The following is a 19,393-nucleotide window of genomic DNA, read 5'->3' as shown; positions in this document are numbered from 1 at the left end:
CTTAAAATTCATCATGGTCTAGATCGTAAGTGTCCTGAAAGATCCGTTCCGCTTGCCATCGGATGATGTAATTCCCAACCACTCGTGTTGCATCGGCAGCGCGTTCTTTCGCTTGTCTACGACCAGGGGACAACGCCGTACGGAAGATCGGTTTTCTAGAGTGTTGAACCTCTATGATGCTTCCTGATAACGCCGTTGGCCTTTCTTTTACCGTCAAATTTTCCTTAAGGTCGGGATAACTCTCGTTGAGCGATTGCGAGAAGAAAAAATAGAAATCCTCTCCCAACCGCGTAATGGTTCTGTCCACAATGATTCCATCGACTTCACTGAAGTCATTGAATTTTTCCTTAAGATTATTTGTCGAGTCCTCAAGTTTTTGTCCATTTTCTAAAGGAGCAGCATTTTCAAGACCATGACTCTTTTCTTCTGCATGAAGAGCAAAGGAAAGCAGAGTTATTGTAAGCAGCTTGATTTTCATATGTGCTCCCATTCAAAGTCTATTTACAAAATGAGAATGTGATTCGTTGAAACTGAATAAAGCGTAATTCATGCTTACAGTGGCATATATAAACTTTCGAATTAATTACTGAAGGGAATTGATTAACTAAGGTTGGTAGGATTCGGTCAAATACTAATTAAATTTCATATGAACAACTAAATATTTTCAACTTTAAGTTTATAGCTGTTCGTAAATTCAAGGCCTAGGATTTCGATAAGACAAAGGTTCACTCATTCCCTACGCAGTTTATTTTCGTAGGGATCATAATCACGAACACTTTAAGGTAAAGATGATGGTAATTGGGAAAGCATCACTTATCAGCTTAACTTGTTTATATTTTTTATCAGGAGGTTTTAATAATGCTATCGCGTCAGATATAGAAGGGGATTTTTTACATAATGTTAATCAAGATATAGTCAATGATTATAATTATTTAGAAAGCTTCTCTTCTGGAGATTTAGATAATTATTCAGAATTAAATATATCTAATGCTACTGATTCAATAGCAATAATAAAGCAACGCAGTCCTGGTATTACCGCGAACAACAGAGCGAAGATAACGCAAAGCGGAAGTTCTAACTCCGCATACATTGGTCAAACAGGGCGCAATAATACCGCCTTAATAGACCAGAATGGTTCAAATAACGATGCCGCAATTGGGCAACTCGGAGTAAATTCTGAAGCGCTTATTTCCCAAGACGGGAATAACAATTTAGCAGTTATCGGACAAGCTAACTTCTCAAGACAGAGTAGTCAACTGAGCATTGACCAAAAAGGCAATGGCAATACTGCTTATTTGGTTGGTTCTGGAAGAAGTAATTTAGGAATTTCTCAAGACGGCAACGACTTTGCTTTAGTGAAAGCGTCTAGCTCAATGAGAATTCACATCAATCAAGCCAATTAGCGCGCAGTATGGAAGCTTGATTCAAGTTGCTTCTCTGTGAAGCAGCAACAACGTCGACATGGAAATGTATAAGGATACAACTTATGAAACTTACACAAATTGGAATTATAGTCGGTGCCATCATTGGTTTTAATGCAGCTCAAGCAGATCCACTTCCTGCACCCTATCCTGCACCAGAGCCAGCAATAGGTGTGAAAGAGGGCACAACTGATCTTGGTATTAAAGGGAAAGTAGCAGCAATAGAGCCGTTAGCTATGGACAATACTGCAGTGTGGCAAATGGGTAGCGGTGACATGGCTAATGTAACTATTAACCAAAACACATCAGGTGTAACAGATGGTCACGTAGCACTCGTTGATACCCACGCGAGTTATAAATCGGACGTAGTTGTTGAACAAAGTGGTAATCTCAATGAAGCTCACGTGAAATTACGTTACAAAAGAAACAACGCACTCATAGATCAAGATGGTTTACGTAACCAAGCCAGAGTTAAAGTACAAGGTGCCGGTCGAAATAATGACCTACGAGTTACTCAGATGGGTGATGACAACATTTCGGTAGTGAAAGCGAAAGGTGGTGCTGACCGAAACGAAGCTGACGTGTACATCAACGGTAACTCTAATACCACTTACACTGAGTTTAGTAACGGCAGTGTTGATAGAAACGATGTTGCTATCGACATCTGGGGTGACGGAAACTACGTAGAAACTATCGTCAATACAGATGTTGGTGGTGGTGATAGAAATGATGTTGATATCGATCTAATGAACAGTAACGATAACCGAGTATTCACTCTTCAAACAGGTTCTCATTCAAACGCAACAGTTAGTTTAACTAACAGTAACATGAACCAATTTATGATAGAGCAAACATCATATGATAACGCTGCTGTATTAGGTAATGGCGCAAACGGAAACGTTGGTCTTATCTACCAAAACTAATATGAATTTTTATACATTTACTAAAACGGCGCTGGTCGCCGTTTTATTTATTTCTTTCCATTTTAATGGATTTTCTTCTGATTTAAATTCAGTACAGTGCCTGATAAAAAATAAAAGTCTTATTCTGACCATAAATAACAGTGTGGCATCTTCATTAACGTTGAGTACGAACACCAACTCTAATTTCAACCAGAATACGAATAGTGGTATTACAACGTTGATTATTAATATAAATCAGTTTCCTGCCACTATAAAACTTCACCCAAACAAGGGGATCTGGAAAATTCATAAAGACTGTACAATCAATAAAATAAAACCATAAATCTCGGTAATTCCCTCTTTCTACTTAAGTATTATTTTACCTTCGACAATACTATTAAATTAATTTCATAAATTTGATGAATAATTAGCTTTAAAAATTAGCAAAATAACAATACGTGCTTTAAACTAAAACACCTAAAGTTCAAGTAATGAGTTAAGAAAAGGAGTTCCACATGGCTAAGCTGGAGGCTCATAACGCTATTTTACTTGCGGAGAACAATTTACAATCGATACTACTAAAAGAGTCTATAGAACAGAAAGTTAACCTGAACATAAAACTCATATCACCGGAAAGGCTCAGTGCTAAATCCCTAAAAAACGATGACTTAGTTCTGATTATTATTGATTTCCCGACAATGAGTAAGCAATACATTGAGAAATACCAGGAGCTCAGAGATGACGTAGCAAGTGATGTCCATGAAGTGCTACTCAATACACCAGGCGATTTCCCGCACTCTGAAATGCTTAAATGGCAGTATCTTGTCGGCATTTTTTATACGTCGGACACCCTTGAAAAGCTCGTGGCCGGCTTTAACTGCATTTTGCAAGGCGAGATGTGGATGAGCAGAAAGCTGATCTATAAATACATCCGTTTTTATAGAGACAGACAATGCGCCAAAACCAGCCCTCATTACCTCAAGCTGACCAAACGCGAGCAGCAGATCATTAAGTTACTCGGTGATGGAGCATCTAACACTCAGATAGCAGATACCCTCTATGTCAGTGAGAATACGGTCAAAGCACACCTTCACAACACGTTTAAAAAAATCAAGGTGAAGAATCGCTTACAAGCTTTGATCTGGGTTAAGAACAACATTGCGACAAATGAGTTTGTCCAATAGACCTAACTCTCTGCCCTCAACCATAAACAGTCAATGCAGTTAGAATGTAGAAATCCCAAATACAAAAAAGCCGTAGCATCTCTGCTACGGCTTTCTTTAATGTGGTCGGTGAAGAGGGATTCGAACCCCCGACCCTCTGGTCCCAAACCAGATGCGCTACCAAGCTGCGCTATTCACCGAGATATCTAACTGGCTCATTGCCTGTCGATGGAGCGTATAATACGGGTTCTGAATTTATCCGCAAGCGCTTTTTCTCATATTTATTGCGATTTTGAATCGTTCGAACAAAAGACATACAACAACGAGCATGATGTGACGAAAAACACACAGTTACCAACAAGTATTTAACTGATGAAACAGGATTGATCCAGATCAGTGAATTGATAATGCTTGTTAATACACTAAGCCATGTCATATAACTTTGAGGTATACACATGGACTTTTGGCTAGATCTCCTATTTGGTAATGCGGTGGGACTATCTTCAATGATAGTAATCTTCGGGGCTCTGGGTCTCATGATGTTTTATGGAGGCTTCTTCATATACAAAGTTATGACTGAAAAATCTCCTCACTAGAATCGCTCTGCCTAAATCATTTACTTTTAAGCATTGTTTTACTTTATAAGTATTACTTTATTTTATAACTAAATGTCAAAACGCTTTACACCGGAGCAGACTTATTGTCTTCTCCGGTTTTTTCATTTTTAAACCTAACCTCAACTTAGGTATACTTACCCTATCCTTCTCCAACTTGAGATACACACTATGTCTCATGATGATGACTTAGATCTATTCCAAGAAATGATGGGCGATGTTAAACGTATCGACCATGACACCGCTGAACACCAGAAAGTACACCGAGTCACAGAATCTCACCTTGCTAAGCGTGAAGCCGCTATGTGGCTGTCTGACGACGAGAAAGACTACTTATCATTAGACTATTCGCCAATGATCAAGCCAGACGATGTTGTTGCTTATAAAAAAGACGGTGTACAAGAAGGCGTATACAAAAAGCTGCGCCTAGGAAAATACCCTATTCAAGCCAAGCTCGACCTTCATAGGAAAACACTGAAAGACGCACGTAACGAAGTGCTTTCATTTTTGCGTCAGTGTTTAAGAATGGATGTTCGTACCGTCATCATTGTTCATGGTAAGGGTGAGCGTTCGAATCCACCTGCAATGATGAAAAGCTACGTGGCAAATTGGCTAACACAAATCAACGACGTTCAATGTGTTCATTCTGCTCAGCAATTTCATGGTGGTACGGGCGCAGTCTACGTAATGCTCAGAAAGAGTAATGAGAAAAAGCTAGAGAACAGAGAGCGCCATCAAAAACGCACCAGTTAATAGGTTGAGATAGATAAATGGACTAGTAACGATTTTGCATCAAGATCGATATTTCGTGCCTAGACTCACACCAAGTGCTAAAATTACCTCAGTTAACGAATTTCAACTCAAAGCAACTATCCAAAGGTTGCTTTTTGTTTATCTACATTTCCGTTGTGAAACGCTAAGAGAATATCATGTCACAAGAATCCCAAGCTAAACGCCTTAATAAATACATCAGTGAAACTGGTTTTTGCTCACGCCGCGAAGCCGATAAACTGATTGATGCAGGCCGAGTTACTATTAACGGTAAGATCCCTGAAATGGGTACTAAAGTCTTGCCAGGTGATGATGTTGAGATCGACAATAAGCCTGTTCGCTCAAAAGAGAAGCCGATTTACATTGCTCTCAATAAACCAACAGGTATCACCTGTACGACTGAGCGTGATATTCCTGGCAACATCGTCGACTTTATTGGCCACCACAAGCGCATTTTCCCGATTGGTCGTCTAGATAAGCCTTCTGATGGCCTTATCTTCCTAACCAATGACGGCGACATCGTAAACAAGATCCTACGTGCAGGTAACAACCACGAGAAAGAATACGTGGTGCGTGTAGATAAGCCGATTACGACGGAATTCTTGAAGCAAATGGGCGCTGGCGTTCACATTCTCGATACAGTCACTTTGCCATGTAAAGTAGAGAAAGAGACTAAGTTCTCATTCCGAATTACGCTAACACAAGGCCTTAACCGCCAAATTCGCCGTATGTGTGAAGCGCTCGGTTATGAAGTATTTAAGCTACGCCGTGTTCGTATTATGAATATCTCACTAGACGGTATTCCTAACGGCAAATGGCGCTACCTGAGCGACGAAGAGATCACTGAAATTTTAGCGATGTGTGAAGGCTCAGTAAGTACGGAAGATGCGTCAAAAATGAACGCGAAAGGTCAACGCATTCGCAAAGCGACTGACGCGAAACTTTTTGATAGCCGTGAAGAGAACCAAGCTTCAACAGCGCGCCGTAATCAAAACGAGAACCGTACTCGCACTTACCGCGGTAACAATGCGGATGAATTCCGTCATGCACCTAATTCAAAGCGTGGCCGCAATTCATCGAATGGTGAAAGCGGTGGTAATACCGAGAACTGGAAATCGAACTCTCGTTCAGAGCGTTCTAATTCAGATAGAAATCGTTCGGATCGCAATCGCACAGATCGCGATAATACCGATCGTAGAAGCGGGAAGCCGGCAAACCGCAGCCAAGATTCAAACAGACCGAACAAACCTGCACCAAAGCGTGTTGGTGGTACTTTAGGTCTGAAGAAGTAGTCTGAATCAGTAAGACGAGACTCTCGATATAAAAACGCCCGCTAGATTAGTCTAGCGGGCGTTTTTGTTGGTCATTCGATAGTTTTATCATCATGACGACGACAATCTATAAACATAAATCAGCAAACTGGCCGCGAGTCAGAAGTGTTAAGTCTTTTGGGTCTAATTCAATCTCTAGCCCACGCTTACCTGCACTCACACATATCGTTTCAAAACCTGTCGCACTGGAATGAACGAAGGTAGGTAGTGCTTTCTTCTGACCAAGCGGACTAATTCCCCCCACGACATAACCCGTGGTTTTCTGAGCAATATCTGGATCAGCCATCTCTGCTTTTTTGCCTTTCGCCGCTTTTGCTGCCAGCTTTAGGTTTAGCTTCTGGTCGACAGGAATAACGGCGACTGCCAAATCTTTCGCCACACCATTCAAGCAGAACAACAGCGTTTTGAATACACGTTTGGGATCTTGACCAAGCGCTTCAACGGCTTCTAAACCATAGTTCGTATTATTGGCATCATGATGGTACTGATGCACGCTATGAGCGATTTTCTTTTTCTTGGCGAGATTGATTGCTGGGGTCATAACAAATCCAAACGATAGATAAACAAAAAGCGACGCCGAGGCGTCGCTTTAGTTAAATTTATCATGGTGCTAGAGTCAATCTAATTTAGCACCTATTGATACAATTGCTTGGATTCAATTACTTGTAAACCATTTGGCCTGAAGGCGCGTACTTGTTCACGTCAACCGGGCTGTTTGCTTCTAGGTACTCTTTCAGTACTTCAGCATCAACAAAACCAGTATTTACGTAACCTGGGTGATCAGACAGTTTAGGGTAACCGTCACCACCAGCAGCGTTAAAGCTTGGTACTGTGAAACGGTAAGTTTCGTCTAGACGAAGCTGTTTGCCACCGATGAATACATTCGATACTTCACCGTTCGCTACTGTCATAGAGATACCAGCAAACTGAGCGTAAGCACCAGAATCGATTGGTTTAGTCGCTACTACATTTAGGTAATCCAGAACTTCTTTACCCGTCATGTCTGTGTAAGTCAGGATGTTTGCAAAAGGCTGTACCTTCAGTACATCTTTGTAAGTAACATTACCGGCTTCAATTGAGTCACGAACGCCACCAGAGTTCATCACAGCGAAGTCTGCTTTTGCACGCTCCATGTGAGAAGTCGCAATCAAACGACCTAGGTTGGTCTGTTGGAAACGAACGACGTTACGATCGCCTTCAAGCTTGCCATTTGTCTCAGCGATTTGAACTTCTAGCTGTGCCTGACCTTGCTCTTGGAAAGGACGTAGGAATTCAAGTAGCTCTGGGTCTTGTGCGATTTCATCTTGAATAAGAACACGTTGCTTCTTACCGTCGATCTTAACTTTCTTCTTAAGGTTAACTGGAATCAGGTCGTAGCTAACCATCTCTAGCTCGCCATTACGGAATTCGTAATCAGCACGACCTACGTACTTGCCCCACTCGTGAGCTTGAACGATGTAAGTACCGTTCTGTACGTCAGGCTTACACTCATCACCCGGCTTGAAGTTTTTCTTCGCAACGTTAGGGCCTTCCATACATACAGGCTCTTGAGAGTGACCACCAACGATCATGTCTAGATCGCCTTCGTTTAGGTAACGAGCAAGTGCGACATCACCCGGAGCATTAACACCACGTTGGCCATTTTCGTAGTGACCCATATGAGTCACAGCAAAGATTAGATCCGGTTTTTCTGTTTCTTTAAGTTCAGCGATTAGCTTCTTCGCTTCTTCTTTAGGATCACGGAAGTCGATGCCTGCGATAAATTCAGGGTTACCAATCTTTTGGGTATCTTCAGTTGTTAAACCAATAACCGCAATCTTGATGCCTTGCTTTTCGAACATCTCGTAAGCTTGGAACTTACGTTCACCTGTCGCTTTATCGTAGATGTTTGCAGATAGCATTGGGAAGTTAGCCCAGTCGATCTGCTTTTGTAATACGTCTAAAGAGTTATCAAACTCGTGGTTACCCAATGCCATGGCATCGTAACCAATTTTGTTCATACCTTTAAAATCAGGTTCTGCGTCCTGAAGGTCTGACTCTGGAACACCCGTGTTGATGTCACCGCCAGATAGAAGCAACACGCTACCGCCTTCTGCTTCAACTTCTGAACGAAGTTGGTCAACTAGCGTTTTACGTGCAGACATGCCGTATTCGCCATATTTATTCTGCCAGAAACGACCATGGTTATCGTTTGTGTGAAGAATCGTTAGCTTGTAAGTTTCGTCTTGGTTCCAATCATGAGCTGATTGAGACGCACACCCAGCTAGAGTAGCTAGAATTGCAGCACTTAGTGCTGTCTTTAGAATAAGGCGTTGCTTCATTGTCATACCTTTGAACTTTTTAGGGAATCCACTGCTTTTTATAATCTATTGCGACCCCTTTCCTGGAGTTCGAACAATAAGACTTCAACATGACTAATCTTAAATTAACATTCTAGATGTAACACGACGATTTCATATTTATGTCGAATTGGTCACGCATAGGTCAACAGTTAAGTGTAACAAAATTATGAGATTACACTCAAACTTCCCCTGCATCACAAGCAATCGTTTACTTACAAAGTGTGATGAATATCAGTAATTTACTGCAAACAGGACTGACCTCACACTCATATAAGAGTTTCTTAGGTAATAACCCGCCACGTTAACAACTCTTTAAATGAACGGTTTATGTTCGGCTGATTTTACGAGATAAAAAAAAGCCCAATTCAGAGAACTGGGCTTTCTTAGATCAACTTTGTTAAATAACGTTTCCGTTACTTCACATCCATCTCAATTATTTAATATCAATATGCTCAAAGCCTTTGATAAGGTCATCAAGTGCTTTCATCTGCTTCAAGAACGGCTCTAGTTTGTCTAGAGGTAGCGCAGATGGGCCATCACAACGAGCTTGGTCTGGGTTTGGGTGAGCTTCAATGAACAGACCCGCAATACCCGTAGCAAGACCCGCTTTAGCAAGTTCAACCGTTTGCTCACGACGACCGCCAGATGCAGCACCTGATGGGTCACGCATTTGTAGAGAGTGCGTCACGTCGAAGATGATTGGGCTACCGTTTGAAGACTTCTTCATTACGCCAAAGCCAAGCATATCCACAACAAGGTTATCGTAACCCATGCAAGCGCCACGCTCACAAAGGATGATGTTGTCATTACCGCACTCAGCGAACTTATCAACGATGTTGCCAACTTGATTCGGGCTCATGAACTGAGGCTTCTTCACGTTGATTACCGCGCCAGTCTTAGCCATTGCTTCAACAAGATCAGTTTGACGAGCTAGGAATGCAGGTAGTTGGATTACATCAACCACATCCGCAACAGGCTGAGCTTGAGCTTCTGTGTGGATATCAGTAATGATCTTCACGCCGAAAGTATCTTTCAGCTCTTGGAAGATTTTAAGACCTTCTTCCATTCCTGGACCACGGTATGAATGAACTGAGCTGCGGTTCGCTTTATCAAAAGACGCCTTAAATACGTAAGGGATGCCTAGCTTTTCGGTTACTTTTACATAGTGCTCACAGATCTGCATAGCAAGATCGCGAGATTCAAGAACGTTCATGCCTGCAAATAGCGTAAATGGCTTGTCGTTTGCAATTGGCATATCGCCAATGTGAACTGTTTTTTGTTCCATCATATTCTCTCTAAGTAATTATTAATTAGTGAACGACCACTGTCTTTTCGTTCATGACGTTCACTTGAGATTTCAGTAACTCAGATGCAGGGTCATCTGGGCATTGGTCGATAAAATATTGATAATCGGTTGCGGCTACTTGGTGACAGTCTAGCTGCTGATAGATAAAACCGCGGTCACGGATTTCATATGGGTCATCAGGTACAAACGTCAAAGCAAGGTCAGTACACTTCAATGCAAGCGTATAACGCTCTTCTCGCAGCAGTGCACTCTTGAGCAGGGCTAACCACTTACCAATAATTGTTGGGTGGTCGGCGACTTCTAGGTGCTCAGGTTTCACCTTAGCTAATGGGCCATCATGGCCAATTAGCCATGCTCGCAGCGTTTGTTCGCCAACGTACTCACCGTTATAAGGGTTAATGTAGGCCGCAGCTTGCCCGTACCAACTTACTTTAAGTAAGAATTGAGTCGGAAAAGAGACGCCCTCTACAGGAAAGCCTAGCTTGCGACCTAGAAAAAGAAAGATCGCCCCCAGACTCACTGGAATGCCTTTCTTTCTCTCAAGCACTTTATCGATGAACGCGTTTTCCGAAGAGAAATACGCATCTTTATCGCCAGCAAAGCCCCATTCATAAAAGAATAGTCGAATAAAAAATTCAAACTTCTGCTGTTCATCGGTTTCATTAACCAAAGCAAACTCGGCGTCTTTTAACAATCTCGCCAGCTCTTGCTCTGCCCAACTGTCTTGAGTTTCTGGGTTAATCGCTTTATTTAAGATCAATGCACCTTCAGCTAATTCTAGCTGGTCAAAGTCTTCATCAAAAAATTCGTACATAGATAGTTAACCGAAATAAGGAGATAATTAACCGAAAAATGTTGGTGTCTTGGTCATTGCGATTTTGCCTGCCATCGCTAACCAGCCAAGCGCACCAAAGAAAGAGAATACTCTCAGTAGCTTGTTTTTACCTAGCTTAAGCGCAAAGAAACCTAATGCGATGTAAGCCATAACACAAGTTAGTTTTTCGGTTAACCATGGTGCTGCTGGTGTAAATGGAATAAAGCCAGTGATGAAAATCAAACCAATACCCGATAGCAATAGCAACGAATCATTGATATGAGGAAAACGCTGCAAGAAAGGATGCTTAAGCTTTGGAGAGTTAGCCATCATAAGAGCGAAACGAATCGAAAGCAGCAGTGCGCTTATCGCAATCGTTAGTAAGTGAAAATGTTTTAAACCTTCGTACATGGTATTCCTTTATATTTTGATATGTGCTTTCGTTAACACGAGCCACACAATACCCGTTAATGCTCTGTATTTCTGCGTTAAATGCATCATCGGGTGAAATGTATTGTCGAGTTAAAGGTATCAATTTAGCAAGTTCATCATCCATTGCTCACAAGACGATTAACAATCACTAACTATGAACAGTAACGACCCAATGTCACTCGGTCATTACCACCGTAATCTTTCTCTGTGACAACATCGAGATAACCGAGCGCCTGCATAATCTCACGAACTGCCAAACCTTGGTCATAGCCGTGTTCAAATGCTAACCAACCTTCATTTTCCAAAAAGCCACGTGCGTTTTCAGAAATGTATCGAATATCTGCAAGCCCTTTCTCTTCAGCAACCAGTGCTGTGATCGGCTCAAAACGCACATCGCCTTGAGACAAATGAGGATCATTCTTCTCAATGTATGGCGGGTTAGAAACAATCAGAGAGAATTTCACAACGCCTTCAGAGCTCAAAGGCTCAAACCAACTACCATGCAAAAAAGTCGCATTGGTGATGTTGAGACGCTGTGCATTCTCTGTCGCAAGCTGCTGCGCTTCAGGGCGAAGATCAATACCCGTCACCTGTCGATTCGGCATCTCAGACGCTAATGCTAACGCGATAGCACCTGTACCTGTCCCTAAATCGAGAATCGCGCCTTGCTTGCCAAAGGTTTTATCCAACGCTACTTCAACCAAACGCTCGGTATCTGGGCGTGGGATTAATGTAGAAGGGGAAACTTTTAACGGCAGTGACCAAAACTCACGCTCACCGATAATGTAAGCCACAGGCTCACCGGTTAAGCGACGTTTTAGAAGGGCATTGAATTCAGACTCTTGCTCTGAGGTGAGATGCTTCTCAGGCCAAGTCAGTAGGTAAGATCTTGGTTTATCTAAGGCGTGACAAAGCAGTACCGCGGCATCAATAGAGGGTGATGTGTTATCACCCTCTTGAAGCTTTACGATTGCTGCTTTTAAAGCACTTTCAACCGTATATGCTGACTGCATACTGGTTAGTTGTTCTCTGCAAGTGCAGCAAGCTGATCGGCTTGGTGCTCTTGAAGTACAGGATCAAGCAAGCTTTGCATGTCACCTTCAAGTACTTCGTTAAGACGGTAGATAGTAAGGTTGATACGGTGATCCGAAACACGACCTTGTGGGTAGTTGTACGTACGAATACGGTCACTACGGTCACCCGAACCTAGTAGGTTACGACGTGTATCAGAAACCGCTGCCGCGCGGCGCTCTTCTTCTGCTTGAACAATACGAGCAGCAAGAACAGCCATCGCTTTCGCTTTGTTTTTATGCTGAGAACGCTCGTCCTGACACTCTACTACTGTACCCGTTGGTAAGTGAGTAATACGGATTGCTGAATCCGTGGTGTTAACGTGCTGACCACCCGCGCCTGATGCACGGAAAGTATCAATTTTAAGGTCGCCCGCTTTGATTTCTGGAAGATCCGCTTCTGGGATTTCCGGCATAACGGCAACTGTACATGCTGACGTGTGAACACGGCCTTGAGATTCGGTTTCAGGAACACGTTGTACACGGTGACCGCCTGACTCAAACTTCATGGTGCCGTAAACAGCGTCGCCACTAACCTTAGCGATCATCTCTTTGTAGCCGCCTTGTTCAGAAGCATTGCTGCTCATGATTTCAACGCGCCAACCTTTCTTCTCAGCAAACTTAGAGTACATACGGAACAAGTTGCCCGCGAAGATACCCGCTTCATCACCACCCGCACCTGCACGGATTTCAAGGAAACAGTTACGCTCATCGTTTGGATCTTTTGGAATAAGAAGAATCTGTAGCTCATCAGTCAGACGCTCAATTGCTGCTTTCGCATCTTTGATTTCATCTTGAGCCATTTCACGCATTTCTGCGTCGTCTTCGTTTGCCATCTCTTCAGCAGCTTCTAGATCTTCTTTCGCTTGCTGGTATGACTGGAAGCAAGCTGTCACTTCTTCAAGTTGAGAGTATTCTTTCGAAAGTGCACGGAATTTGTCTTGATTCCCGATTACATCTGGATCACCAAGTAGATGTTGAACTTCTTCATAGCGTTCAACAAGTGTTTCAAGCTTTACTAGAATCGAGGCTTTCATAATGTCTTATCTTGTTGGAGGTCTAATATTATTGAGGGTTTTCTAAGCCCAAACTCTGTCTAATGACCATTAATTTTGCAGGTTCTCCTTGCTCAGCTGCACTTTGAAGTGCGCGCGTTGGAGCATGGATCAATTTGTTTGTGAGCTTATTGCTGAGCTCGAGTAAAACTTTTTCAGGGTCACCGCCAGCGGCAAGCGATTGTAAACTTTTACTTAATAATTCTTCGCGGATTTCGTTAGCCGATTTACGGTAATCTCGAATACTGTCTACCGCTTGTAAAGAGCGCATCCAACTCATGAACGCGGCACTTTCTTCACTGACGATCGCTTCAGCTTGAATCGCTTCAACTTTACGTTGTTCGATATTGCCATCAACAATCGACTGCAAATCATCAACCGAATAAAGGTAGGCATCATTTAGATCACCAACCTGCGATTCCACATCACGCGGAACCGCAATATCAACCAATAACATAGGTTGATGTTTTCTCGTCTTCAGTGCGGTCTCTACCATACCCTTACCTATAATAGGTAACGGACTGGCGGTTGAGCTGATCACGATATCCGCTCGATGCAGATGATCAGGGATCTCATTTAGGCTGATCACTTCAGCACCAAACTCTTCAGCCAGCCCTAAAGCACGCTCACGAGTTCGGTTAGCCACTATCATCTTGGTACAGCCATTTGCTGAAAGATGCTTAGCCACCAACTCAATCGTTTCACCCGCCCCCACCAATAACACGGTTGAATCGGCAATCGATTCAAAAATATGCTTGGCTAAGGTACAGGCTGCGTAAGCTACAGAAACCGCGCTTCCGCCGATTTCAGTTTCAGTTCGAACACGCTTCGCAACAGAAAATGATTTCTGGAATAGTTTTTCCATTGAAGCATCAACGGATTTGTTCTCTCGCGAGTCCGTATACGCTTGCTTCACCTGACCTAAGATCTGCGGTTCACCCAAGACTAAAGAGTCCAAACCACAAGCAACGCGCATTAAGTGTTTAATCGCCGCCTGCTCTTCATGGATATAAAGGCTTGGCTTTAGCTCTTCAGGGCTAACTTGATGGAAAACCGACAACCAATCGATGAGTTTGTTTTTAGCCACGCCTTTAACGTCGCAATACACTTCAGTTCGATTACAGGTAGAAAGTATGACACTTCCATTCACGTGTGCATTTGCGTTAAGTTGCTTGAGTGCCTCAGATAATTTATCTGGACCAAAAGCGACTTTTTCTCGCAATTCAACCGACGCTGTATTGTGATTGATACCTACGGCAAGCAAAGACATGTATCAGAAGTTCTCGATCAGGGAATGGAAACAAGGGGCGAATTTTACTTGATGCATGGCTCTATTTAAAGAGCAAGCGGGATTTGTTTTCCTGAGTTCGTGAATTCAATGCTATAGTTGAAGCGTTTTTTAGATAAATTTGAACAAGTTGTGAGCAAACATGAGCAAGCTTCTCAAAATCGCGTCTCTTATTTTTATGGCCATAACTATGGTGGGTTGCTCGTCTATCCCAGAACAACCAACCAGCGTTGAATGGCAAAGTCATCAAGATCGGCTTTTACAGATAGACAACTATCAAGCCTCAGGCAAGCTCGCTTACATTTCCCCAGAGCAACGTCAAAGCCTAAATTTCATTTGGAAACATTCACCAAATCAAAGTCAATTAAGGCTCACTACTTTTCTCGGTCAAACTGCACTGAACCTAACCATAGATCCATCGGGTGCAAAAGTCGTGACCTATGGTGATCAAGTATTTACTCATGCGAGCGCTTCAGTCTTGGTTGAGCAGCTGACAGGTTTACAGATCCCTATTGATCACCTGCCACAATGGTTCCTTGGCATTCCAGACCAAGCCGATAGCTACCAATTGAACACGACCAACACGCTTGAGTCTCTAACCAAACAAGTCAGCAGCCAGCTATGGACACTGAACTTCGCTAATTATCGAAATACTGAGATGCAGAGTAAACACCTCTCAGATGAAGACAACACTAATGTAGAAAGCATCCCCCTCCCTACTCGATTGTCATTCAAGCAAGACGATAACAAAATCAACATTGTAGTTTCGAAGTGGACACTGAAAAAATGATAACAACGCCAACGCATTGGCCTTCTCCGGCTAAACTGAATTTATTTCTCTATATCACTGGTCGACGTGACAATGGCTATCACGAACTTCAAACTTTATTTCAGTTTGTCGATTTTGGTGATGAACTGACGGTTACCGCAAACTCAGAAACTAGCTCGATAACAATCACACCAGAAATCCCTGGGGTAGCACTTGAAGACAACCTGATCTGGAAAGCCGCTACTGCGCTACAGCAATATACCTCAACCTGTTTCGGTGCCGATATTGAACTCAAGAAAGTACTGCCTATGGGTGGCGGTATTGGCGGAGGCTCTTCAAATGCAGCAACCGTGTTGGTCGCTCTGAATTATTTATGGCAACTCAACCTGTCAGACGATCAACTCGCCGAGATCGGTTTGAAGCTTGGTGCTGACGTTCCTGTCTTCGTTCGAGGCCACGCCGCCTTTGCTGAAGGGGTTGGAGAACAATTGTCACCAGCTAATCCGGATGAAAAATGGTATCTAGTCGCCAAACCTCAAGTGAGCATAGCAACTGCAGACATATTCAAACATTCAGAATTAACTCGAAATACGCCAAAGCGAGCGCTAGCAACGCTTCTAGAGCAAGAATACGTAAACGATTGCGAAAAAATTGTGCGAATGCTGTACCCAGAGGTTGATAAGCAACTTTCATGGCTGCTACAATACGCGCCGTCGAGATTGACTGGTACAGGTTCGTGCGTTTTTGCTGAATTTAACAGCAAAAAAGAAGCCGAATTGGTGCGAGAACAACTGCCTGACACAGTTTCCGCTTTCGTAGCGAAAGGAAGAAACATTTCTCCTTTAAAAGAAACTCTGGCTGAATACCAATCAGCCCACCCACAATCTATTTAAAACTGGACGCAACCCGAGGTTTCCACCGTGCCTGATATGAAGCTATTTGCTGGTAACGCAACACCTGAACTAGCCCAACGTATTGCTGATCGTCTATACATCTCTCTTGGCGATGCTACTGTAGACCGTTTTTCTGATGGCGAAGTCGCTGTTCAAATCAATGAAAACGTTCGTGGTAGCGATGTATTCCTGATTCAATCAACTTGTGCACCAACCAATGACAACCTTATGGAATTGGTGGTAATGATTGACGCAATGCGCCGTGCTTCTGCTGGCCGTATTACTGCTGTAATCCCTTACTTCGGTTATGCCCGTCAAGATCGTCGTGTACGTTCTGCTCGTGTGCCAATTACTGCAAAAGTTGTTGCAGACTTCCTTTCTAACGTTGGCGTTGACCGCGTTCTTACTATCGACCTACACGCAGAGCAAATCCAAGGCTTCTTCGATGTACCTGTTGATAACATCTTCGGCACTCCAGTTCTTCTAGAAGACATGGCTAACCGTGGCCTAGAAAACCCAGTAGTGGTTTCTCCAGACCTTGGTGGTGTTGTACGTGCTCGTGCAACGGCTAAAGCGCTAGGTGATGTTGACATCGCTATCGTTGATAAGCGTCGTCCACGTGCTAACGTTTCTGAAGTAATGAACCTAATCGGTGATGTTGAAGGTCGTGACTGTGTTATCGTTGATGACATGATCGATACGGGTGGCACACTATGTAAAGCAGCTGAAGCGCTTAAAGAGCGCGGTGCTAAGCGTGTATTCGCTTACGCAACTCACGCTGTTTTCTCTGGTACTGCTGCGAACAACATCAAGAACTCTGTTCTAGACCAAGTTATCGTAACGGATTCTATCTCTCTATCTCCAGAGATGGCTGCGACGGGTAAAGTGACAACACTTAGCCTTTCTCGCATGCTTGCTGAAGCGATTCGTCGTATCAGCAACGAAGAATCAATCTCAGCGATGTTCAACTAATCAAAGCCCAATAGCTTTTTTTACAAAAGCTTGGTTTTAGAAACACGCGAGAGAAAGATATTAAGCACTTCAGTCAATGAAGTGCTTTTTTTATGTCTGAGTAATATTGCACTGCTAGTTATCACAAACAGGAATAATCGCGCAGCTATCAGCTAGCTCGCACCTTTTTCATAAACTGTGATATCATACGGCGCTTTTTGAAATCCCAAGAGAGATCCATACCTTGAGCCAACAAATAAAACTTCTCGTTGGACTGGCTAATCCAGGTCCAGAATACGCCAAAACTCGCCACAACGCGGGCGCTTGGGTAGTTGAAGAATTAGCGCGTGTACATAACGTGACACTAAAGAACGAACCAAAGTTCTTTGGCCTAACGGGTCGTATCATGGTTCACGGTGAAGATCTTCGTTTGCTGATCCCAACGACTTTTATGAACTTGTCAGGCAAAGCAGTTGCAGCCTTAGCAAAGTTCTACCAAATTAAACCAGAAGAGATCATGGTCGCTCACGATGAGTTAGATCTGCCTCCTGGTATTGGAAAGTTTAAAAAAGGTGGTGGTCATGGCGGACATAATGGTCTGAAAGACATCATCAGCAAGCAGGGTAACAATAAAGAATTCTATCGTCTTAGATTAGGCATCGGCCATCCAGGACACAAAGATAAAGTTGCAGGTTATGTATTAGGCAAAGCTCCTCAAAAAGAGCAAGAGTGTATCGAGGCCGTCGTTGACGAATCGGTTCGCAGCCTAGACATCTTATTAAAAGATGGCCTACCAAAAGCACAAAATCGCTTACATACGTTCAAAGCAGAATAAGGTTTATATCATGGGTTTTAAATGTGGCATCGTTGGTCTACCAAACGTTGGTAAGTCAACTCTGTTTAACGCACTGACTAAAGCAGGCATCGAAGCAGCAAACTTTCCATTTTGTACGATCGAACCAAACACAGGTATCGTTCCGGTTCCAGATCTACGCTTAGATGCATTAGCAAAAATTGTTAATCCACAGAAGATCCTTCCAACGACAATGGAATTCGTAGATATCGCGGGCCTAGTTGCTGGCGCATCTAAAGGTGAAGGTCTTGGTAACAAATTCCTAGCTAACATCCGTGAAACTGACGCTATCGGTCACGTTGTACGCTGCTTTGAAAATGAAAACATTGTTCACGTTGCTGGCAAAGTATCTCCAATTGAAGATATCGAAGTGATCAACCTAGAACTTGCACTGGCTGACTTAGACAGCTGTGAGCGTGCAATTCAACGTAACGCAAAGAAAGCGAAAGGCGGCGACAAAGACGCTAAATTCGAAATCACTGTACTAGAAAAGCTACTTCCAGTTCTAACTGAAGGTGGTATGGCACGTACTGTTGAACTTGGCAAAGAAGAGGCGGCAGCAATCGGCTACCTAAACTTCCTAACGCTTAAGCCAACAATGTACATCGCAAACGTTGCAGAAGATGGTTTTGAAAATAACCCATACCTAGACGCTGTTCGTGAATACGCAGAAAACGAAAACAACGTTGTTGTTGCTGTTTGTGCAGCAATCGAATCAGAGCTTTCTGAGCTTGATGACGAAGATCGCGAAGAGTTCCTTGCGGATATGGGTATCGAAGAACCAGGTCTTAACCGAGTGATCCGCTCTGGTTACGAACTACTGACTCTTCAGACTTACTTCACAGCTGGTGTTAAAGAAGTTCGTGCTTGGACAATCCCTGTAGGTGCAACTGCGCCACAAGCAGCGGGTAAGATCCACACAGACTTCGAGAAAGGTTTCATCCGTGCTGAAGTTGTTGGATTCGATCACTTCATCGAATTTAACGGTGAGAGCGGTGCGAAAGACGCAGGTAAATGGCGCCTTGAAGGTAAAGAATACATCGTTAAAGATGGTGACGTTGTTCACTTCCGCTTCAATGTATAATTCTGATTAAACATCTAGAAAAAAGGCCAGTGAATTCACTGGCCTTTTTGTTTTTCCCCTTTCTAAATTGTCTCTCACCAGAAACTTAACTTCCTATATATATCGCCTTTTAGACCTGTTTTTTGTCGACAAATACGCCTCTTTGCCTAAAAAGAAACCGAACAGATGTTTATTCGCGATTTATTCAAAAAAAAAGTTGACGGGTTTCACTCAACTCCGCATAATGCGCCCCGTTCACAGCGAAGCGGCAACGTTTCGAAATGAGCAACAATATGGAAATGGCTACTTAGCTCAGTTGGTTAGAGCACATCACTCATAATGATGGGGTCGCAGG

General features: G+C 43.1%; 20 protein-coding genes and 1 tRNA gene. 11 read left to right on the top strand and 10 right to left on the bottom strand.

Features of this window, described 5'->3' with window-relative positions:
- Position 1: 1 nt before the first annotated feature.
- Positions 2-478, bottom strand: coding sequence for a curli production assembly/transport protein CsgE (locus AB6F11_RS18475; RefSeq protein WP_240698163.1), 477 nt, complete (start codon positions 476-478; stop codon positions 2-4).
- Between the two features lie 313 nt (positions 479-791).
- Between AB6F11_RS18475 and AB6F11_RS18470 the strand changes: the two genes are divergently transcribed.
- The 3 genes from AB6F11_RS18470 (at position 792) to AB6F11_RS18460 (ending at position 3,507) form a co-directional block, all read left to right on the top strand.
- The gene (locus tag AB6F11_RS18470; RefSeq protein ID WP_017064156.1) at positions 792-1,403 is read left to right on the top strand and encodes a hypothetical protein; all 612 of its coding nucleotides are present in this window, start codon (positions 792-794) and stop codon (positions 1,401-1,403) included.
- An 83-nt stretch (positions 1,404-1,486) separates the two neighbouring features.
- Positions 1,487-2,344 (top strand): curlin, encoded by an 858-nt coding sequence (locus AB6F11_RS18465; RefSeq protein WP_102393935.1) that lies wholly within the window; start codon positions 1,487-1,489, stop codon positions 2,342-2,344.
- Positions 2,345-2,838: 494 nt separating this feature from the next.
- Positions 2,839-3,507, top strand: coding sequence for a LuxR C-terminal-related transcriptional regulator (locus AB6F11_RS18460; RefSeq protein ID WP_102393937.1), 669 nt, complete (start codon positions 2,839-2,841; stop codon positions 3,505-3,507).
- Between the two features lie 102 nt (positions 3,508-3,609).
- Here AB6F11_RS18460 and AB6F11_RS18455 read toward each other — a convergent pair.
- A tRNA-Pro gene (locus AB6F11_RS18455) sits at positions 3,610-3,686 on the bottom strand.
- Positions 3,687-3,941: 255 nt separating this feature from the next.
- Between AB6F11_RS18455 and AB6F11_RS18450 the strand changes: the two genes are divergently transcribed.
- The 3 genes from AB6F11_RS18450 to rluF all read left to right on the top strand — a co-directional run bounded on the left by AB6F11_RS18450 (position 3,942) and on the right by rluF (position 6,163).
- On the top strand, positions 3,942-4,082 hold the full coding sequence (locus AB6F11_RS18450; protein ID WP_017062321.1) for a DUF3149 domain-containing protein: 141 nt from the start codon (positions 3,942-3,944) through the stop codon (positions 4,080-4,082).
- A 189-nt stretch (positions 4,083-4,271) separates the two neighbouring features.
- A complete protein-coding gene (gene smrA / locus AB6F11_RS18445; RefSeq protein ID WP_017062320.1) occupies positions 4,272-4,853 on the top strand; it encodes a DNA endonuclease SmrA in 582 nt (193 codons plus the stop codon).
- A gap of 176 nt (positions 4,854-5,029) precedes the next feature.
- Positions 5,030-6,163 carry a 23S rRNA pseudouridine(2604) synthase RluF gene (gene rluF, locus AB6F11_RS18440; RefSeq protein ID WP_017064161.1) on the top strand — a complete coding sequence of 378 codons (1,134 nt, stop codon included), beginning with the start codon at positions 5,030-5,032 and terminating at the stop codon, positions 6,161-6,163.
- 106 nt (positions 6,164-6,269) lie between these two features.
- On the opposite strand, the gene ybaK is transcribed toward rluF, so the two are convergent.
- The 8 genes from ybaK to hemA form a co-directional block, all read right to left on the bottom strand.
- Positions 6,270-6,743, bottom strand: a complete 474-nt coding sequence (ybaK, locus tag AB6F11_RS18435; protein WP_050651812.1) for a Cys-tRNA(Pro) deacylase — start codon at positions 6,741-6,743, stop codon at positions 6,270-6,272.
- Positions 6,744-6,861: 118 nt separating this feature from the next.
- Positions 6,862-8,523: a bifunctional UDP-sugar hydrolase/5'-nucleotidase UshA gene (gene ushA / locus AB6F11_RS18430; protein ID WP_017064163.1), complete on the bottom strand. Its 1,662-nt coding sequence runs from the start codon at positions 8,521-8,523 to the stop codon at positions 6,862-6,864.
- 454 nt (positions 8,524-8,977) lie between these two features.
- Complete coding sequence (gene kdsA, locus AB6F11_RS18425; RefSeq protein ID WP_017069619.1) at positions 8,978-9,832, bottom strand: 3-deoxy-8-phosphooctulonate synthase; 855 nt, start codon at positions 9,830-9,832, stop codon at positions 8,978-8,980.
- Between the two features lie 22 nt (positions 9,833-9,854).
- Positions 9,855-10,664, bottom strand: a complete 810-nt coding sequence (locus tag AB6F11_RS18420) for a SirB1 family protein (RefSeq protein ID WP_017062315.1) — start codon at positions 10,662-10,664, stop codon at positions 9,855-9,857.
- Between the two features lie 27 nt (positions 10,665-10,691).
- Complete coding sequence (locus AB6F11_RS18415) at positions 10,692-11,075, bottom strand: SirB2 family protein (RefSeq protein WP_009848726.1); 384 nt, start codon at positions 11,073-11,075, stop codon at positions 10,692-10,694.
- Between the two features lie 173 nt (positions 11,076-11,248).
- Positions 11,249-12,109, bottom strand: a complete 861-nt coding sequence (gene prmC / locus AB6F11_RS18410) for a peptide chain release factor N(5)-glutamine methyltransferase (RefSeq protein WP_017062314.1) — start codon at positions 12,107-12,109, stop codon at positions 11,249-11,251.
- A gap of 5 nt (positions 12,110-12,114) precedes the next feature.
- The gene (gene prfA / locus AB6F11_RS18405; protein ID WP_017062313.1) at positions 12,115-13,203 is read right to left on the bottom strand and encodes a peptide chain release factor 1; all 1,089 of its coding nucleotides are present in this window, start codon (positions 13,201-13,203) and stop codon (positions 12,115-12,117) included.
- A 28-nt stretch (positions 13,204-13,231) separates the two neighbouring features.
- Positions 13,232-14,491, bottom strand: a complete 1,260-nt coding sequence (hemA, locus tag AB6F11_RS18400; protein ID WP_017062312.1) for a glutamyl-tRNA reductase — start codon at positions 14,489-14,491, stop codon at positions 13,232-13,234.
- 160 nt (positions 14,492-14,651) lie between these two features.
- Between hemA and lolB the strand changes: the two genes are divergently transcribed.
- From lolB to ychF, 5 genes are all read left to right on the top strand, one after another.
- Positions 14,652-15,299, top strand: a complete 648-nt coding sequence (gene lolB / locus AB6F11_RS18395) for a lipoprotein insertase outer membrane protein LolB (protein WP_102393938.1) — start codon at positions 14,652-14,654, stop codon at positions 15,297-15,299.
- The gene (ispE, locus tag AB6F11_RS18390; RefSeq protein WP_170962373.1) at positions 15,296-16,171 is read left to right on the top strand and encodes a 4-(cytidine 5'-diphospho)-2-C-methyl-D-erythritol kinase; all 876 of its coding nucleotides are present in this window, start codon (positions 15,296-15,298) and stop codon (positions 16,169-16,171) included. The genes lolB and ispE overlap by 4 nt, the downstream gene beginning before the upstream one ends.
- 27 nt (positions 16,172-16,198) lie before the next feature.
- Positions 16,199-17,143, top strand: coding sequence for a ribose-phosphate pyrophosphokinase (locus AB6F11_RS18385; RefSeq protein ID WP_004739814.1), 945 nt, complete (start codon positions 16,199-16,201; stop codon positions 17,141-17,143).
- A gap of 223 nt (positions 17,144-17,366) precedes the next feature.
- On the top strand, positions 17,367-17,957 hold the full coding sequence (gene pth / locus AB6F11_RS18380) for an aminoacyl-tRNA hydrolase (protein ID WP_004739815.1): 591 nt from the start codon (positions 17,367-17,369) through the stop codon (positions 17,955-17,957).
- A 10-nt stretch (positions 17,958-17,967) separates the two neighbouring features.
- Positions 17,968-19,059, top strand: coding sequence for a redox-regulated ATPase YchF (ychF, locus tag AB6F11_RS18375; RefSeq protein WP_010439159.1), 1,092 nt, complete (start codon positions 17,968-17,970; stop codon positions 19,057-19,059).
- Positions 19,060-19,393: the final 334 nt, after the last annotated feature.

Source organism: Vibrio sp. 10N.247.311.14 (assembly GCF_041467715.1).
Lineage (GTDB): Bacteria > Pseudomonadota > Gammaproteobacteria > Enterobacterales > Vibrionaceae > Vibrio > Vibrio crassostreae_C.
The sequence above is the reverse complement of the archived record's forward strand: the minus strand, read 5'-3'. Positions and strand labels throughout refer to the sequence as shown.

Coding starts and splice junctions, on each gene's coding strand:
- AB6F11_RS18475 (WP_240698163.1), bottom strand. CDS start 478: ATGAAAATCAAGCTGCTTACAATAACTCTGCTTTCCTTTGCTCTTCAT.
- AB6F11_RS18470 (WP_017064156.1), top strand. CDS start 792: ATGGTAATTGGGAAAGCATCACTTATCAGCTTAACTTGTTTATATTTT.
- AB6F11_RS18465 (WP_102393935.1), top strand. CDS start 1,487: ATGAAACTTACACAAATTGGAATTATAGTCGGTGCCATCATTGGTTTT.
- AB6F11_RS18460 (WP_102393937.1), top strand. CDS start 2,839: ATGGCTAAGCTGGAGGCTCATAACGCTATTTTACTTGCGGAGAACAAT.
- AB6F11_RS18450 (WP_017062321.1), top strand. CDS start 3,942: ATGGACTTTTGGCTAGATCTCCTATTTGGTAATGCGGTGGGACTATCT.
- smrA (WP_017062320.1), top strand. CDS start 4,272: ATGTCTCATGATGATGACTTAGATCTATTCCAAGAAATGATGGGCGAT.
- rluF (WP_017064161.1), top strand. CDS start 5,030: ATGTCACAAGAATCCCAAGCTAAACGCCTTAATAAATACATCAGTGAA.
- ybaK (WP_050651812.1), bottom strand. CDS start 6,743: ATGACCCCAGCAATCAATCTCGCCAAGAAAAAGAAAATCGCTCATAGC.
- ushA (WP_017064163.1), bottom strand. CDS start 8,523: ATGAAGCAACGCCTTATTCTAAAGACAGCACTAAGTGCTGCAATTCTA.
- kdsA (WP_017069619.1), bottom strand. CDS start 9,832: ATGATGGAACAAAAAACAGTTCACATTGGCGATATGCCAATTGCAAAC.
- AB6F11_RS18420 (WP_017062315.1), bottom strand. CDS start 10,664: ATGTACGAATTTTTTGATGAAGACTTTGACCAGCTAGAATTAGCTGAA.
- AB6F11_RS18415 (WP_009848726.1), bottom strand. CDS start 11,075: ATGTACGAAGGTTTAAAACATTTTCACTTACTAACGATTGCGATAAGC.
- prmC (WP_017062314.1), bottom strand. CDS start 12,109: ATGCAGTCAGCATATACGGTTGAAAGTGCTTTAAAAGCAGCAATCGTA.
- prfA (WP_017062313.1), bottom strand. CDS start 13,203: ATGAAAGCCTCGATTCTAGTAAAGCTTGAAACACTTGTTGAACGCTAT.
- hemA (WP_017062312.1), bottom strand. CDS start 14,491: ATGTCTTTGCTTGCCGTAGGTATCAATCACAATACAGCGTCGGTTGAA.
- lolB (WP_102393938.1), top strand. CDS start 14,652: ATGAGCAAGCTTCTCAAAATCGCGTCTCTTATTTTTATGGCCATAACT.
- ispE (WP_170962373.1), top strand. CDS start 15,296: ATGATAACAACGCCAACGCATTGGCCTTCTCCGGCTAAACTGAATTTA.
- ychF (WP_010439159.1), top strand. CDS start 17,968: ATGGGTTTTAAATGTGGCATCGTTGGTCTACCAAACGTTGGTAAGTCA.